Source organism: Pseudomonas sp. R151218B TE3479 (genome assembly GCF_053629195.1).
The window spans coordinates 3753317-3769004 of the sequence record NZ_JBRJHV010000001.1; the positions used below are offsets into that span (position 1 = coordinate 3753317).

The window sequence follows — 15688 nt, forward strand, 5'->3', positions numbered from 1 at the left end:
TTAGTGTCCTGCCTGTGGCCCGGGAACCTGGGCGAGGGGAAGTGGAGAGTCGTCGATCCGGACATGCTCGCCGGGACGGGCGTGTTGCAGGCCTTCGATGACGATGCGGTCGCCGGGTTTCAAACCGTGGGTGACGACCCAGCGATCGTTTTGCGCGGCGCCCAGTTGCACCGGTTGCTGGCTGACCTTCTGCTCGGCGTCCAGCAGCAACACCTGGGCGATGCCGGCGCTGTCGCGCAAGATGGCCCGTTGCGGCACGGTGATGCCCTGGCTGTTGACCGCCTGTTCCAGGCGCACGCGGACGAAACTGCCCGGCAGCAGGTCCAGGTCGGGGTTGGGGAACTCGCTGCGCAGGGTGATCTGGCCGGTGCTCGGGTCGACGCTGAGGTCGGTGAACAGCAACTTGCCGGGCAGCGGGTAAGGGCTGCCGTCGTCCTGGATCAAGGTGGCCTTGGCCTGGCCCTGGCCGACCGCTTGCAAAAGCCCTGCGCGAAAGGCGCGGCGCAGGTCATTGAGTTCGCGGGTCGATTGCGTGAGGTCGGCGTGGATCGGGTCCAGTTGCTGGATCAACGCCAACGGCGTGCTTTCGTTCTGTCCGACCAAGGCTCCTTCCGTCACCAGCGCTCGGCCGATGCGCCCGGATATCGGCGCGGTCACTGTGGCATACCCGAGGTTCAGTTTCGCCCGTTCCACCGCGGCCTTGCTGGCGGAGACGTCCGCGGCCGTCTGGCGCACATTGGCCCTGGCATTGTCGTAGTCCTGGCCACTGATCGCCTTGTCGTCGATCAACTGGGCGTACCGTTGTGCCTGCAAGCGGGCCTGGAACGCATTGGCCTCGGCCTTGCGCAACGCCGCCTCGGCACTGTCCAGGTCGGCCTTGAACGGCGCCGGATCGATGCGAAACAGCACCTCGCCCTGTTTGACGTCCCGGCCTTCGTGAAACACCCGCTGCAAGACCACGCCGGCGACCCGCGCCCGGACTTCGGCGACCCGTGGCGCGGCGATCCGGCCGCTCAGCTCGTTACTGATCGACAGTGGCCGGGCCTGGACCGTTTCGACACGCACGCTTGCCAGCGGGGCGGAGGCTTGCGGGTTCGAAGCGCTATCACAGCCACTGAGCAGCAGCGCGCCGATCAACAGACCCAGTGTGACGAAAGGAATCTTGGACATGGTGCTTCCCCAATATTGAGCCGCCCATGGTAGGGATCGAAGCCAATGCCAGGGGTGAAGCTTTGTAGGCGCTCTGTGAAATTGTGTAAGCGCACAGGCCGCTAGATCCGAAAATGCCCCACCAACTGCTGTTGATGGTTGGCCATGGCATGCAACGAGTGGCTCGCCTGCGACGCTTCTTCCATCCGGCTGGTCAAGGTTTCGCTGATTGCGCGAATGTCGCTGACGCGATGGCTGATGTCTTCCACGACAGCGCTTTGCTCCAGGGCGGCGCTGGCGATCTGTTGGTTCATGTGTTCGATCACTTCCACGGCGTCGGTGATGTGTTGCAGCGCCACATGGGTCTTTTCGACTTGAGCGACACTGTCCCTGGCCTGTTCGCGGCTCAGTTGGGTGCTGTGCACGACCTCCTGGCTCAACTGTTGCAACGCTTCGATCACCGTGCGTATCTGCTCGACCGAGTTCTGGGTGTTGCTGGCCAGATGGCGAACTTCGTCGGCCACCACGGCGAAGCCGCGCCCCTGTTCACCGGCCCTGGCCGCTTCGATGGCGGCATTCAAGGCCAGCAGGTTGGTCTGCTGGGCAATGGCACAAATCACGTCCAGCACCTGGCCGATGTGTTGACTGTTGCCGGCCAGCGCCTGCACTTGCTCGAGCGTGGTTGCCAGGCGCCGGTCGAGGCTGTCGATGCTGGTGACCGCGTTGGCGAACAACTCCCGCCCCGATCGGCTGGCGCTTTCGGCGACGGTGGCGGCATCGGCCGCCTGGTGGGAATGGCGAGCCACCTCTTGGGCGCTGGTGCTCATTTCATGCAAGGCGGTCGCTGCCAGCTCGACTTCCCGGTACTGCGTTTGCATGCCGGCGCTGACTTCCCGGGCCACCTGTGCTGACGTATCGGCGGTGTTGCGGGTGTCCAGGGAGGCTTGCTGGATATCGCGGATAATGGGCTGCAACTTGTCGAGGAAGCGGTTGAACCCCCTGGCCAGATGGCCCAATTCATCGTGGCGGTCGTTGGGCAGGCGTCGGGTGAGGTCGCCGTCGCCTTCGACAATCGCATCGAGCATATGCGCCACCCTCAGCAGCGGCCGGGTCACGCCGTAAGCGGTGAGCCAGATGAGCAACAGTCCCAAGCCGGCAGCCAGCAAGCCCAGGCTGAGGTTGAACCAGTTGGCCTGGAGATGCTTGTCGTCCAGTTGCGCCTGCATGTGCAGGGCTGGTGCTTGCACAAGGGCTTCAGGTACGCGTATCTGCAATTGCCAGGGGCTATTGGCGGCAACGGTTTGCACGGCTTGCCGAACGTCGACCGAGGTGCCGTCAACCGTGCCGCTATGGCCGGCAACTTGCCCTGACGGGGAAAGAATATTGATCTCGCTGTGGCCGGGATACAGGTCGTTGGCCAGGCTGGCGGCCAGTTGCTGGAGAGTATCGAGGCTGATGTCCATGCCCACCACGCCGATGACGTTGCCCTGGTCCAGCAGCGGTATGGAGATGCTGCTCATCAATGTCTTCTGGCCTTCGACCTCGATTGCGTAGGGCTCTGTCACGCAGGTGCGCCCCAGGGTCTGCGGACAGACGTACCAGGCGTTGGCCGGCTCGCTGCCCGGTGGTGCGGTGTTGGCGCTGATCTGGGCTTCGCTGAGCACCTCCTGCACCAAGTGGCCGGGTTGGCTTTGCGACCAGTACAAGGCGAAGCGACCTTTTTCATTGCCGGCAAGATCGCGTTGGCCAATGAAACCGGCGTCTTCACCAACCAGCGCGTCGGGAAACAGCACCACGTAGAAGCCAAGGATTTTTTCGCGGTTCTGGAGCGCTTGGCGGGTTGCAGCAATCAGGTCCCGGCGCAGTTGCCCTGGCGTCAGTCGCCCGTTCCACGCCTGGGCGCGCAGTTGCAGGACCTGTTGGGCAAAACCTTCCCCATAGATCGCGGTTTCGCTGAAAAAGCGCTCCACTCGCTGACCGTGTGCCAGGGCCTGTGCCTGCAGGCCTTCCAGGGCCGAGCGCCCGAGCAGTTGGCTGCTTTGCTGCTTGAGCAGTGTTGCGCCTTGCTGGTTCTGATACAGGGAGGCACCGGTCAATGCTCCGACGACGGCCAGCAGGCACAGCCCACTCAGGAGCGTGATCCGCCATTGGATAGAGAGACGAGCGAAGAACATGCTGAGATTTTCCTGCGCTTAGGGATTTTTATTGTTCTGTGCCCAGCACTGTTTGAGCGACGGGCGAGGCTATCTTGCGGCAGGAAGCGCCTGCCGGTTATCCCGAATCGGCAGCCTTTATGCCCAGGCGTTGGGCAATGCGGTTCCGCCAAGAAAACACAAAACCTGTGGCGAGGGAGCTTGCTCCCGCTGGACTGCGCAGCAGGCCCAGAAAAGAGGGGGCGCTTCGCGGCCCAGCGGGAGCAAGCTCCCTCGCTACAGTTTGTTGTTTGGTCCAGGGACATGGTCAGCGTTACAGCATTGGGCTGACCTGTTTTGGGGCGCCGCCTCGGATGCTGCCGTTTTGGGATAGCGAAGGGTTTTGGCAAGGGCCTAGCATCGAATCCAGCGTGCAAGCAGAACAATAAGCTTTTGGACGTCGGCGAAACTGGCCGTCTCCGATCCAGCAACAACTGCCTCATACAATAAGGTCAAGAACAATGAGCGTATCTTTCCCGATCAGCAGCTCGACGGAGTTGAAGCGCGGCGCCCTGGGCGTCGGCTTCATCATCTTCTTTGTGATTTCGGCAGCGAGCCCCTTGAGCGTCATCGCCGGTGGCTTCCCCATCGGCATCATGCTGGGCAACGGCGCTGGTACGCCGGCGTTGCTGCTCCTGGCGCTGTTGGTGTTGCTGGCCTTCTCGGCAGGCTACACGGCCATGTCCCGGCACCTGACCAACGCCGGTGGTTTCTATGCCTTCACTTCTCGCGGCCTGGGTGGCCTGGCCGGCGGCGCGGCGGGGGTGCTGGCGATGTTTGCCTACAACATTCTCCAGGTCGGGCTGTACGGCATGTTCGGCGGCGTGGTCAGCGGCACGATGGCCAGTGTCTTTGGCCTGGATTTGCCCTGGTGGACGTATTCGCTCCTGGCGATGGCGAGTATCGCGATTCTCGGTTATCGCAAGATCGACCTGTCGGCCCGGGTGCTGTCGGTGGTGGTCATTGCCGAGTACCTGGCGATCCTGACGCTGGATTTCGCCATCCTCAAGACCGGTGGCGACAGCGGCATCAATCTCGATTCGTTCGATCGCAGCCATGTGTTCAGCGGCACGCCGTCCATCGGCTTGCTGTTCTGCTTCGCGGCGTTCATCGGCTTCGAGGCCACCACCATCTACGGCGAGGAGGCCAGGAACCCACACCGTACGATTCCCATCGCCACCTACAGCTCGGTGCTGTTGATCGGTGGCTTTTATGCCCTGTCGGTCTGGGCGATGGTGGTTGGCGTTGGCGCGGACAAGATCGTACCGACCTTGCAGGCGCTTCAGGATCCCACCACGTTCATCTACGGCATGTCCGATCACTTTGTCGGCCCGCACCTGACCCAGATCATCCGTGTGCTGTTCATGGTCAGCATTTACGCTGGGTTGCTGGCGTTCCACAACGCCGCGGCGCGTTATTTCTACGCCATCGGGCGTGACGGTTTGCTGCACAGTCGGTTGGGCACCACCCACCGCGTGCACCAAAGTCCGCACATGGGCTCGGTCCTGCAGAGCCTGATCGCAGCGGTGGTGGTGCTGATCTTCGCCGCGCTGGACGCCGACCCGATCCTGCAATTGTTCGCCTGGTTCTCCAACCTGGCCACGTTGTGCGTGATCCTGCTCATGGCCCTGACCTCGGCGGCGGTATGGGTCTATTTCCGTTCGCACCCGGAGTTGAAGCTGGGGCTCTGGCGCGGTCGGATTCTTCCGGGCTTTTCGTGCCTGGCATTGCTGGCGGTCCTGGTCCTTGCAGTGATTCATTTCGACGTGCTGACCGGCGCCAGCCAGCTGTTGTCCTACGGCCTTTGCGCCGTCATTCCCGTCGCGCTGGTTGTGGGCGTGTTCCTCGCCGCCCGATTGCGCAAGTCCTCACCCGAGCGGTTCATGGCGTTGGGCAGCCACAAGCTCTAGGGCGCCACGCGACCACGTCAAACCACACAAAAAACTGCGCTGTCGTTCGGGACGGTCCGGCAGCGCGTGAAAGGAAGATGCTATGCACGATTATCAAATGCTCATCAATGGGGCCCCGGTCGACGGCGAAAGCGGCCACTTCGACGTGGTCAATCCGGCGACCGGCACCGTGTTCGCCCGTTGCGCGGCCGGTTCCCTGGCCCAGTTGGACCTTGCCGTCGAAGCGGCGCAGTCGGCCTTTATCGAGTGGCGATACAGCAGCCATGAAGATCGCCGCCAGCGCCTGCTGAGCATCGCGGCGGACATCGAGCAGGACGCCGAGTCGTTGGCCCGGCTGATTGTCCTGGAGCAGGGCAAGCCGCTGGAGCTGGCGTTCTCCGAAGTCATGGGCGCGGTGGCCTGGACGCGTTACGCCGCCGAACAACAGATCCCCGTAGAGTTGGTGGAGGAGACCCCGAGCCAGCGTATTGAACTGCACCGCAAGCCGTTGGGCGTCGTCGCATCGATCACACCCTGGAACTGGCCATTCATGATCGCCGTCTGGCACATCATGCCGGCGTTGCGGGCCGGCAACTGCGTGATCAGCAAGCCGTCGAGCCTGACCCCCCTGAGCACTTTGCGCCTGGTGGAGATCATCGCGCGCCATGTCCCTCATGGCGTGATCAATAGCGTGACCGGCGAACAAGGTTTTGGCAGTGCGATCACTGCCCATGCCGGCATCCAGAAGATCGTCTTCACCGGCTCGACCGCCACCGGCCAAAGCGTGATGCGCGGCGCCGCTGGCAACCTCAAGCGCCTGACCCTGGAGCTGGGCGGTAACGATGCCGCCATCGTGCTGCCCGGCACGCCGGTCGAGGCAGTGGCCGAAGACATTTTCCAGGCGGCCTTTCTGAACATGGGGCAGACCTGCGCCGCCCTCAAGCGTTTGTACATCCACCAATCCCAGTACGAGGCCTTTGCCGAGGCCCTGGCCGTTATCGCCAGGCGTCAGGTGGTGGGTGACGGCCTGGCGCCTGGGGTCACGTTTGGCCCGGTGCAGAACCTCGAACAGCTGATGCTGGTTGAGGAACTGGTGGCGGACGCTCGTGCCCAGGGCGCGCGGGTGTTGTGCGGCGGTGCCCGGCTGGACCGCCCGGGCTTTTTCTATCCGCCGACGCTGGTGGCCGATGTGACCGACGGACAGCGCCTGGTGGACGAGGAACAGTTCGGTCCGGTGTTGCCCCTGATCGCCTATCAGGATGTCGAGGATGTCCTGCGCCGCGCCAATGCCGGCGATATGGGCCTGGGAGGGTCGGTCTGGGGCAGCGACAGCGAGCAGGCACAGGCCTTGGCCAGTCGCCTGGAATGCGGCATGGCCTGGGTCAATTGCCATGCGCAGATCCAGCCGAATACGCCGTTTGGTGGCAGCAAAATGTCCGGGTTCGGCGTCGAGTTCGGCCTTGAAGGGTTGCTGGAGTTTACCGGCCAGCAGCTGTTGTACGTACGCAAGCGTGAAACAGAGTGAGGACTGCAACCATGTACGAGCACTACAAGACAGCACAGAAGAAGTTCTGGCACCCAATGAGTTCTTCGGCGCCAGCCAACCGCTCCAAGACGTTGATCATTGCCCGTGGCGACGGCAACTACATCACCGATATCGAGGGCCATCGCATGCTCGATGGTGTGGGCGGCCTCTGGAACGTGAACGTGGGCCATAACCGGCCTTCGGTGAAGGCGGCCATCGCCGCGCAACTGGACGAACTGGCCTATTACCAGACCTTCGACGGCATTGCCCATCCGCGGGTGTTCGACCTGGCCGAGCGGCTGACGTCGATGTTCGCCCAGGAAAACATGGCGCGGGTGCTGTTCAGTTCCGGCGGTTCCGATGCGGTCGAGACGGCCCTGAAAATGGCCCGCCAATACTGGATCGCCAGCGGCGAGCCAGGGCGCACGCGTTTCCTGTCGTTGCGCAATGGCTACCATGGCGTGCACGTGGGCGGCACCTCCGTGGGCGGCAATGGGGTCTATCACTACAACCACGGGCCGCTGTTGGCGGGCTGTCATCTGCTCGATACGCCGTGGCTATACCGCAACCCCTGGGACTGCCGCGATCCGGAAGAATTAACCGCTCACTGTATTCGCCAGTTGGAAGACCAGATCGCGCTGCTGGGTCCGCAGACCATTGCCGCATTGGTCGCCGAGCCGGTGCAGGGTGCCGGTGGCGTGATCGTGCCGCCGGCGCATTACTGGAAGAGGCTGCGTGATGTCTGTGATCGCCACGGCATCTTGTTGATCGCCGATGAAGTGGTCACGGGGTTCGGCCGCACCGGCTGCATGCTCGGCAGTCGAGGCTGGGGCGTCGCGCCCGACGTACTGTGCCTGGCCAAGGGCATCACCGCCGGCTACATCCCCATGGGCGCCACGGTGTTCAACCAGCGCATCGCCGATGCCATCGAGAACGGCCCGGGTTTCAGCAGCGTGATCATGCACGGCTACACCTACAGCGGCCACCCGACGGCGTGTGCGGCGGCGCTGGCGGTGCTGGACATCGTCGAAGCCGAGGACTTGCCGGGCAATGCCGGGAAAGTCGGTGCCCAATTGCTGGAGCACCTGCAGCCGCTGACCGAACGTTATGCCGTGGTGGGCGAAGTGCGCGGCAAGGGTTTGATGATCGCCGTGGACCTGGTGGCGGACAAGGTTACCCGCGAGCCGCTTGACCCGGCCAACGGCCTGGCTTCACGCATCGCCGAGCACGCGCGCCGCGCCGGCGTACTGGTGCGCCCGATAGGCAACAAAATCGTGATGTCGCCACCGCTGACCCTCACCTCCGACGAGGCCGCCATGATGGTCAGTGTGTTGGACAGCGCGCTCGCCGACTGCCGCTAGCCTGTAGGCCGGCGCAGCGTGCTGCGCCGGCTCCTGAATATAAAGACAGCCTTCAAAGGCGCACCACAAGGAGCTCCCGCCATGCGGAACCTATCACGTATGGAATTTTTCGGCGGTGGCCTTGCCTGTACGCTGGCCTTTTGCGCCGCGAGTCAGGTCCAGGCCTATGCGTTGTATGCCGATGACGACACTCACCTCAACGCCGACATGCTGGCGGTGTTCGGCCATTTCAACAGCCGCAAGAACTATGACGGCCGGCCCGGCGGTTCAACCTGGCGCGAAGGCTTCATCAAGTATGGCGTCAGCGGCGACCAGGGCCTGGCCGGCCATGGCACCGCCTACGGGGCGTTCAGCCTGGTCAGTTCCGCCACCTGGGGCGACGGCGACGCGGCCGGCAACACGCTGGGCAGCGAGCGCACGACGAAGATCGAAGACGCTTACCTGGGCTGGCGCTCCGCCGATCTGTTCCCCGTGCTGGGACAGGACGGTGTCGATATTTCCGGCGGCCGGCAGGTGGTCAAGCTGGGCAGGGGGTTCTTGATCAACGATGACGGGCCGAACCTGGGCAAAGGGCCTGCCGATGGTCGCTTGAATCGCGGGGGTGCCTATTACCTGGCCGCCCGGCACGCCTTCGACCAGACCGCCGTATTGCGTCTGGGCGGGCAGGAGGGGCTGCATGGCAGTGTGGTCTGGCTCAAGTCCGACAACCGTGCCCAGGCCGAAACCGAACTGGCCGCTGGCACGCTGGACTACACCGCCAAGGCCGGGACATTGGGCTTGACCTGGATCCATGGCCTTGATGTGAGCGACCAGTGGGCCAGCGATTTCCAGAAGCAACGCAAGGGCATGGACGTCTACAGCATTCGTGGTGAAGGCGACGCGGGCATCGAGAACGCCAGCCTGGCATTCGAATACGCCTGGCAGGACAAGGACGCCGGCCCGCAGAACGCCTGGTACGCCGAGGCCGGCTACACCTTTGCCGATCTCGCCTGGGCACCCAAGCTGACGTACCGCTACACCCGCTATTCGCAGAAGTGGGATTCGCTGTTCACCGGGCAGAGCACGGGTTATGGCACGTGGTTCCAGGGTGAAGTCGCGGGCAATTATGCCGGGCCCTTCAACAGCAACACGGGTATTCATCATGTCGGCCTTACAGCCACGCCGCGGGAGAACCTGACCCTCGGTGCGTTGTACTTCGATTACAACACCGTACGTAAAGACAACGCCCTGAACCTGGATGCCCGTGAGCTGGATGTGTATGTCGAGTGGGCCGTCAACGAGCATTTGATCGTCACCCCGCTGATCGGCCTCTACCGGCCGGATCGGGATGCAACGACGGGGGGCAATCAAGTGACGGGCAACGGCACCAACGTGTACAGCCAGGTGACGGTGGCCGTGCCGTTCTGAGGCAGGGGGTGTTCGATAAACCCTGTGGGAGCGAGCTCGCTCGCGATGACGGCGGCCCAATCAACACCCATCTCAACTGATCCACCGCAATCGCGAGCAAGCTCGCTCCCACAGGGAATTTGGGGTGAATTCAACTCCTGCAGTCATCCCGTAAATCGGCCCAGAGGGGCTAGCTCCCTCGCCACAGGACACTGATATGGCTGCACCTCCGGTTTCTAACCGACGGCAGGCTGGGTATGCATCCGCTCGGCAATCCGCCGGGTCGTATCCATCACCATTTCAACCACGGTTTCCTGGCGCAGCAGCTTGAAGCTGTGGGTGCTGCCCACGGCCGAAAGGCTGCCCACCACCTCGTCGAGCTCCGGGTTGACGATCGGCGCCGCGATACCGGTGAGGCCCAGGTTGAGTTCGTCGTGGGTCATGCAATAGCCATCCTTGCGGATTTTTTTCGTGGCCTTGGAAAAGCTTGCCCAGTCATGGCCGCTGTCGGGGTCGTTGGCCAGGTGTTCTTCGAACAGGCGTTGCAGGCGCCGGCCCTTTTGGAAGGCGATCAATACCTTGGATTGCGCACCGCGAAAAAACGGCAGTGGTTGGCCGCGACCGAATGAGAACTGGTAGGTGTCACTGGGTTCGGCGATGTAGGTGTTGATGATGCGGCCGTCGTAGAAAACGCTGGCGAACACCGCCAGGCCAGTGGCGTCGGACAGCTCGTGCATCAACTCGCGGCCTGCCACGAGGATCGGGTCGTACTGCCGCATCATCCAGTCCAGCTCAATGATGCGTGGCCCCAGGCCATAGCTGCCGGCATCCACCCGCACCAGCAGGCCGGCATCGCACAAGTCCTTGACGTAGCGGTACACGGTCGCCCGTGAGAGGCCCATGCGCTCGGCGATGGTCTCGGGGTCGATCTTCAATGTGGCCGGGCCGAAAAGGTCCAGCACACTCAGCATTTTGCTCAGACTGCTCATTTCGCTCCTAAAGGGGGAATGGCGCGTAGGGGGTCGTTGGGTGAGCACTATAGGTAGCCGCGGCGCTGATGAAAAGCCCGCGCACTCGCTCAGGAGCGCGTCGCCACGGTAGCTCAATGCTTGAGAAATACAAGCGGATTTTCAGTCGTTTGCCTTCATAAAATATGCATTAATCTCAAAATATGATTTTAATGCATAAAAATAGCTTGTTTTGTCGATTGTGCTGTGTGATAAATCTCAGCCACTGCAAACGCTCGATGAAGAGGGCTGGAAATGAATGGTGCGCAACTGATAGTGAAGGCGGCGGTGGCAAGCGGTATCGAATACTGCTTCGCCAATCCCGGAACGACTGAAATTCCCCTGGTGGCAGCCATGGCCAGCGCGCCAGCCCTCAAGCCGGTGTTGTCCTTGTTCGAAGGGGTATGCACCGGTGCGGCGGACGGTTACGGCCGGATTGCCGGCAAGCCGGCGATGACCCTGACTCACCTCGGCCCAGGCTTTGCCAATGGCATTGCCAACCTGCACAACGCACGTCGCGCCAACACCCCGATCGTCAACGTCATCGGCGATCATGCGTCCTGGCACGTCAATTACGATCCACCGCTGGCCAGCGACATCCAGGCGTTGGCCGGCAGCGTTTCCAAGTGGGTACGGACCTCGCGCACGGCGTCGGGCGTCGGTGAGGATTTCCAGGAGGCGGTGCGTGCCGCCTGGCAAGCCAACGGCCAGATCGCCAGCCTGATTCTGCCGATGGACCTGCAAGCCAACACCGTACGGCACGAGAAAGCCTTCACAGCATTGCAGGCTCCGGTCCGGCGTTTTGCCGGTGACCGGATCGAGGCGGTCGCCCAGGCATTGCGCGATGGTCGGCGCCTAGTGTTTATCGTCGGCGATCAAGGCTTGTCCGTCGCCGGCCTGGAAGCGGCGGGGCGCTTGGCGCAACTGCCGGGCGTGCGCCTGTTCGCCGAGACCTTTCCGCGCCTGAGTTATCGCGGCGGTGGCCTGCCAGACCTGGATCGCCTGCCTTACTTCCCCGAAGTGGCCATCGAGATCCTTGACCAATACGACGCGGTGGTCTGCGCCGGCGTCCCCGAGCCCATCAGCTACTTCGGCTACGAAGGCATTGCCTCCCGGCTGGCAGAGCGTGAACGCCTGCTGTGTCTGGCCGAGGTGGGGGACGACGTTGCCGGGGCGCTCACTGCGCTGGCCGATGCGCTCGAGGCGCCGGCTTACGTGCCCACGCCAACCGGTATCGAACTGCCGCCCGGCGAAGTCGCGTTGACACCGCAGTCGGTGGGCCAGGTGCTGGCGGCATCGTTGCCGGACGACTGCATCGTTTCGGTGGAAGGCGGCACGTGCGGCTATCCGTTCTTCACCGCCTCGGCCCATGCCGCCCGGCATCGGGTCCTGACCAACACCGGTGGGGCCATCGGCCAGGGCATCCCGGTGGGCTTTGGCGCCGCCATGGCCGAGCGTGGCAACAAGGTGTTCTGCCTGCAATCGGACGGCAGTGCCCAGTACACCATCCAGACCTTATGGAGCATCGCCCGCGAGCAACTGCCGGTGGTGATCCTGATCGCGGCCAACCACCGCTACGCCATCCTGCAGAACGAGCTGCGCCGCTTCGGCATGACCGAGCTGGGCCCCGAGGCTCTGAGCCTGACGGTACTGGACCGCCCACGCATCGATTGGAAGGCCCTGGCCAAGGGCTACGGCTTGCCGGCCAGCACTGTGCACACCAACGGTGAGCTGCAACGCGCCTTGGCCAACGCCAAGGCCGACGGTGGTCCTTGCCTGATCGAAATGGCGCTGTGAAGGAGTGGATATGAACCCGATTCAATTGTTACCTGAGGTCGAGAAGTTCCTGTCGCAACCCGGGCGTCTGTTTATCGGCGGCACTTGGCAGGACGCCGCCGATGGCCGGCGGTTTACCGTGGAAAACCCGGCCACTGAACACACCCTGGCTGAAGTCGCCGAAGGTGGCGAACGCGACGTGGATGCCGCCGTCGCTGCCGCCCGCGCGGCCTTCACGGGGACCTGGGCGCAGCAGTCCCCGGCCCAGCGCGGGTTGCTGTTGTTTCGCCTGGCGGAACTGCTCGACCAGCACCGCGAAGAGTTGGCGCAACTGATCACCCTGGAAAACGGCAAGCCAATCGGCGCGGCCCGGGGCGAAGCGGCCAGCGCGGCCAACATCATTCGTTACTTCGCCGGTTGGCCGACCAAGATCGAAGGCAGCACGCTGCCGGTGTCGCCCTCCAGTGGCGCGCCGATGCTCAATTACACCTTGCGCGAGCCGGTGGGCGTCTGCGCGCTGATCGTGCCGTGGAACTTCCCGCTGACCATGTGCGTGTGGAAGCTCGGCCCGGTGCTGGCGACCGGTTGTGTGGCAGTGCTCAAGCCCGCCGAGCAGACGCCCCTGGTTGCCATTCGCCTGGTGCAGTTGATCGAGGCCGCCGGTTTCCCGGCCGGGGTGGTCAACCTGCTCACTGGCCTGGGTGCGCAGACCGGTGCACCGCTGGCCCAGCACCCGGACGTGGACAAGATCGCTTTCACCGGCTCGACCCAAGTGGGACGACTGATCGCCCAGGCGGCCACTGGCAACATGAAGAAGGTCTCCCTGGAACTGGGGGGCAAGTCCCCCAACATCATCCTGCCGGACGCCGACATCGTCCGGGCCGCCAAAGGCGCCGCCGATGGCATTTTCTACAACCAGGGCCAGGTTTGCACCGCCGGATCGCGTCTGTATGTGCACGCCAGCGTCCTCGACCAGGTGCTTGAAGAACTTCAGCGCCACGCGGCCGCCCATGTGCTGGGGCCAGGCCTGGATCCGGCCAGCAGCATGGGCCCGCTGGTTTCGGCCCGGCAATTGGGCACGGTGCGCGGCTACCTGCAACGGGGCCAGGAAGAGGGCGCCGAACTGATCTGCGGCGGTGATCGGCCGGCCCACCTGGAGCGCGGCCACTTCATCCGCCCCAGCGTGTTTCTCGACCGCGCCGAGCGCGCCTGTGTCGCCCGGGAAGAAATCTTCGGCCCGGTACTGACCGTCATGAGCTGGACCGACATTGATGAATTGGTGCTGCGCGCCAACGACTCGCCTTATGGCCTGGCGGCCGGTCTCTGGACCCGTGACTTGCGCTCCGCCCATCGCGTGGCGGCGCAGTTGAAGGCCGGTTCTGTGTGGATCAACTGCTGGAACGTCGTCGACCCGGCCTCTCCATTTGGCGGCTACAAGCAATCCGGCTGGGGACGGGAAATGGGTAAGAACGTGATCGATGCCTACACCGAAACCAAGAGTGTCTTCGTCGATCTGGCCTGAACCGAATAATCACAAGAGGAACTGCTATGGATCTGGAATTGCAAGGCCGCGTGGCGATCGTCACCGGCGGCGGTATGGGCATTGGCAAGGAAGTCGCGCGCTTTTTGTCCCAGGAGGGTTGCAAGGTGGTGATCTGTGCGCGACGCATGGAGTTTCTTCAGCAAGCTGCCGAGGAAATCACCGCCGAGACCGGCAACGAAGTGTTACCGCTGTTCTGTGACACCAACCAGATGTCGGCGGTGTCCGACATGGTCGAGGCGGCCCACAAGCACTTTGGCCGCATCGACATCCTGGTCAACGGCGCCGCGGCACCGTCCGGCGTGGTGCGCAACGACATCGAACATGCCGGCGACGACGAATTGCTCTCGGACCTCAACACCAAGGTGATCGGCTACTTCCGTTGCGCCAAGGCGGTAACCCCGCACATGAAGGCCGGTGGCTTCGGTCGCATCATCAACATCGGAGGCTTGACCGGGCGTGGCAGCAAGGTCCTCTCGGGCATGCGCAACCTGGCCATCGCCCACATGACCAAGACGCTCTCCGACCAATTGGGTCCCTCCGGCATCACCGTCAACCTGATCCACCCCGGTGTGGTCGACACCCCGCACATCCAGGAGCTGTACGAGCGCGAAGGGGTCAAGCAGGGCAAGACGCCTGAGCAGGTAGAGCAGGGCTACATCGACGCGACGCCGATCCGGCGCACCCTGGCGCCCATCGAAATGGGCTGGCTGATCGGTTTCCTCGCATCCCCCAAGGCGGGCGCCGTGACTGGGGAATCCATTGGCATCGACGGCGGCTTGACCCGTGGCATCTTCATTTGAGGAGCAGCAGTGATGAGTAACGGAACCCTTTTGGTCGCCACCGTAGGGCAAGCGGTGATCCGCAGCGCCGACGATGGCCGTACCTGGCATCGCCTGGGCCTGGGCCAGGACCTGGAATTCGATGCGATCACCCGATCCCTGAGTTTCCATCCGGGTACGCCCGAGGTGATCTACGCCGGCACCGACGTCGGCCTGTGCATCAGCCGCGATACCGGCGGCCATTGGCAGCGGGTGGATTCGCCGTTCAACGGGCAGACCGTCTGGAAGGTGGCGGTGGATCCCCAGGATGCACAGCGTATTTTCGTGGGCACCGGTGCGCCGTCGCGCGCCGTGCTGTGGCGCACCCTCGACGGTGGCCAGCACTGGGATCGTGCCCCTGTGGAAATCCCGGAGTTCTGCGACGGCGTCAGTCGTCCACGCTTGCTGGCTTTCGCCTACGACCCGACGGACCGCAACCAGCTCTGGTTCGGCCTGGAAGAGGGTGGGCTGTTCCACAGCCGTGACGGTGGCGAGAGCTGGACCCGTGTCGATGATCGCTTGTTGTGGGACTTCAACTCGGACGTGCACAACATCGTGGTCCTGCCCAACCATGGGCAAAAGGTCATCGTCGTGGTGTGCGTCAACGCCGTTTACCGCAGCCTCGACGAGGGGCAGACCTGGACCGGCATCGTCGCCCGGGAGGCCTTCGGCCTGTATTACGTGCGCGCCATGAATGCACCGTTGGGCGGTGAGGATACGCTCTACCTGAGCATCTCCGACGGCACCCCGGGCACCACCAGCAAGGTCCTGGTTTCCCGGAATGCCGCCCTCAGCTGGGAAGTGCTGCCGCTGCCGCAACAGCCCAACTCCTGTGTCTGGGCGATAGCCTTGAACCCTGCCGAGCCTCGCCAGATCGTCGCCGGCACCAAGTACGGGCATCTGTTCACTTCCGAGAATGGCGGTGACGGCTGGCAGAAGCAGTGGCGTGAATTCAGTGAAATCGCTGATGTGCTCTGGACGCCCGCCGTGGCGCAAATCAAGTCCGGGCATCAATCCATCATCAAGAAGAACTGAGGTATCG

General features: G+C 63.4%; 11 protein-coding genes and 1 pseudogene. 8 read left to right on the top strand and 4 right to left on the bottom strand.

Translation table 11 applies throughout. The features are described 5' to 3' along the window. The 3 genes and pseudogenes from AB7M32_RS16605 to AB7M32_RS16615 all read right to left on the bottom strand — a co-directional run. Positions 1-1170 carry an efflux RND transporter periplasmic adaptor subunit gene (locus tag AB7M32_RS16605; RefSeq protein ID WP_454250593.1) on the bottom strand — a complete coding sequence of 390 codons (1170 nt, stop codon included), beginning with the start codon at positions 1168-1170 and terminating at the stop codon, positions 1-3. A gap of 101 nt (positions 1171-1271) precedes the next feature. Continuing rightward, on the bottom strand, positions 1272-2027 hold the full coding sequence (locus AB7M32_RS16610) for a methyl-accepting chemotaxis protein (protein ID WP_371857821.1): 756 nt from the start codon (positions 2025-2027) through the stop codon (positions 1272-1274). 102 nt (positions 2028-2129) lie between these two features. Continuing rightward, positions 2130-3323 (bottom strand): annotated as a pseudogene (locus tag AB7M32_RS16615) (PDC sensor domain-containing protein); the annotation flags it as partial. Positions 3324-3802: 479 nt separating this feature from the next. On the opposite strand from AB7M32_RS16615, the gene AB7M32_RS16620 reads away from it, so the two are divergent. The 4 genes from AB7M32_RS16620 (at position 3803) to AB7M32_RS16635 (ending at position 9523) form a co-directional block, all read left to right on the top strand. Beyond that, positions 3803-5251: an APC family permease gene (locus AB7M32_RS16620; RefSeq protein WP_454250594.1), complete on the top strand. Its 1449-nt coding sequence runs from the start codon at positions 3803-3805 to the stop codon at positions 5249-5251. Between the two features lie 82 nt (positions 5252-5333). After that, positions 5334-6755, top strand: a complete 1422-nt coding sequence (locus tag AB7M32_RS16625) for an aldehyde dehydrogenase family protein (protein ID WP_454250595.1) — start codon at positions 5334-5336, stop codon at positions 6753-6755. An 11-nt stretch (positions 6756-6766) separates the two neighbouring features. Next, entirely contained in the window at positions 6767-8116 is a 1350-nt protein-coding gene (locus AB7M32_RS16630) for an aminotransferase class III-fold pyridoxal phosphate-dependent enzyme (protein WP_454250596.1), read from the top strand. 81 nt (positions 8117-8197) lie between these two features. Next, positions 8198-9523 carry a hypothetical protein gene (locus AB7M32_RS16635; protein ID WP_454250597.1) on the top strand — a complete coding sequence of 442 codons (1326 nt, stop codon included), beginning with the start codon at positions 8198-8200 and terminating at the stop codon, positions 9521-9523. A gap of 215 nt (positions 9524-9738) precedes the next feature. Here the strand turns inward: AB7M32_RS16635 and AB7M32_RS16640 are convergent, their stop codons facing one another. Then, complete coding sequence (locus tag AB7M32_RS16640) at positions 9739-10491, bottom strand: IclR family transcriptional regulator (protein ID WP_060742721.1); 753 nt, start codon at positions 10489-10491, stop codon at positions 9739-9741. Between the two features lie 273 nt (positions 10492-10764). On the opposite strand from AB7M32_RS16640, the gene AB7M32_RS16645 reads away from it, so the two are divergent. From AB7M32_RS16645 to AB7M32_RS16660, 4 genes are read left to right on the top strand one after another with little or no spacing between them, the layout of a single operon-like run. Continuing rightward, positions 10765-12306 (top strand): acetolactate synthase large subunit, encoded by a 1542-nt coding sequence (locus tag AB7M32_RS16645; RefSeq protein WP_454250598.1) that lies wholly within the window; start codon positions 10765-10767, stop codon positions 12304-12306. A 10-nt stretch (positions 12307-12316) separates the two neighbouring features. Continuing rightward, complete coding sequence (locus AB7M32_RS16650) at positions 12317-13807, top strand: aldehyde dehydrogenase family protein (protein WP_454250599.1); 1491 nt, start codon at positions 12317-12319, stop codon at positions 13805-13807. A 26-nt stretch (positions 13808-13833) separates the two neighbouring features. Then, a complete protein-coding gene (locus AB7M32_RS16655) occupies positions 13834-14628 on the top strand; it encodes an SDR family NAD(P)-dependent oxidoreductase (protein ID WP_092445563.1) in 795 nt (264 codons plus the stop codon). 12 nt (positions 14629-14640) lie between these two features. Continuing rightward, a complete protein-coding gene (locus AB7M32_RS16660; protein ID WP_454250600.1) occupies positions 14641-15681 on the top strand; it encodes a YCF48-related protein in 1041 nt (346 codons plus the stop codon). Positions 15682-15688: the final 7 nt, after the last annotated feature.

Excerpts from the sequence above, each read along its gene's own strand:
- AB7M32_RS16605 (WP_454250593.1), bottom strand. The coding sequence starts at position 1,170 with ATGTCCAAGATTCCTTTCGTCACACTGGGTCTGTTGATCGGCGCGCTG.
- AB7M32_RS16610 (WP_371857821.1), bottom strand. The coding sequence starts at position 2,027 with ATGCAAACGCAGTACCGGGAAGTCGAGCTGGCAGCGACCGCCTTGCAT.
- AB7M32_RS16620 (WP_454250594.1), top strand. The coding sequence starts at position 3,803 with ATGAGCGTATCTTTCCCGATCAGCAGCTCGACGGAGTTGAAGCGCGGC.
- AB7M32_RS16625 (WP_454250595.1), top strand. The coding sequence starts at position 5,334 with ATGCACGATTATCAAATGCTCATCAATGGGGCCCCGGTCGACGGCGAA.
- AB7M32_RS16630 (WP_454250596.1), top strand. The coding sequence starts at position 6,767 with ATGTACGAGCACTACAAGACAGCACAGAAGAAGTTCTGGCACCCAATG.
- AB7M32_RS16635 (WP_454250597.1), top strand. The coding sequence starts at position 8,198 with ATGCGGAACCTATCACGTATGGAATTTTTCGGCGGTGGCCTTGCCTGT.
- AB7M32_RS16640 (WP_060742721.1), bottom strand. The coding sequence starts at position 10,491 with ATGAGCAGTCTGAGCAAAATGCTGAGTGTGCTGGACCTTTTCGGCCCG.
- AB7M32_RS16645 (WP_454250598.1), top strand. The coding sequence starts at position 10,765 with ATGAATGGTGCGCAACTGATAGTGAAGGCGGCGGTGGCAAGCGGTATC.
- AB7M32_RS16650 (WP_454250599.1), top strand. The coding sequence starts at position 12,317 with ATGAACCCGATTCAATTGTTACCTGAGGTCGAGAAGTTCCTGTCGCAA.
- AB7M32_RS16655 (WP_092445563.1), top strand. The coding sequence starts at position 13,834 with ATGGATCTGGAATTGCAAGGCCGCGTGGCGATCGTCACCGGCGGCGGT.
- AB7M32_RS16660 (WP_454250600.1), top strand. The coding sequence starts at position 14,641 with ATGAGTAACGGAACCCTTTTGGTCGCCACCGTAGGGCAAGCGGTGATC.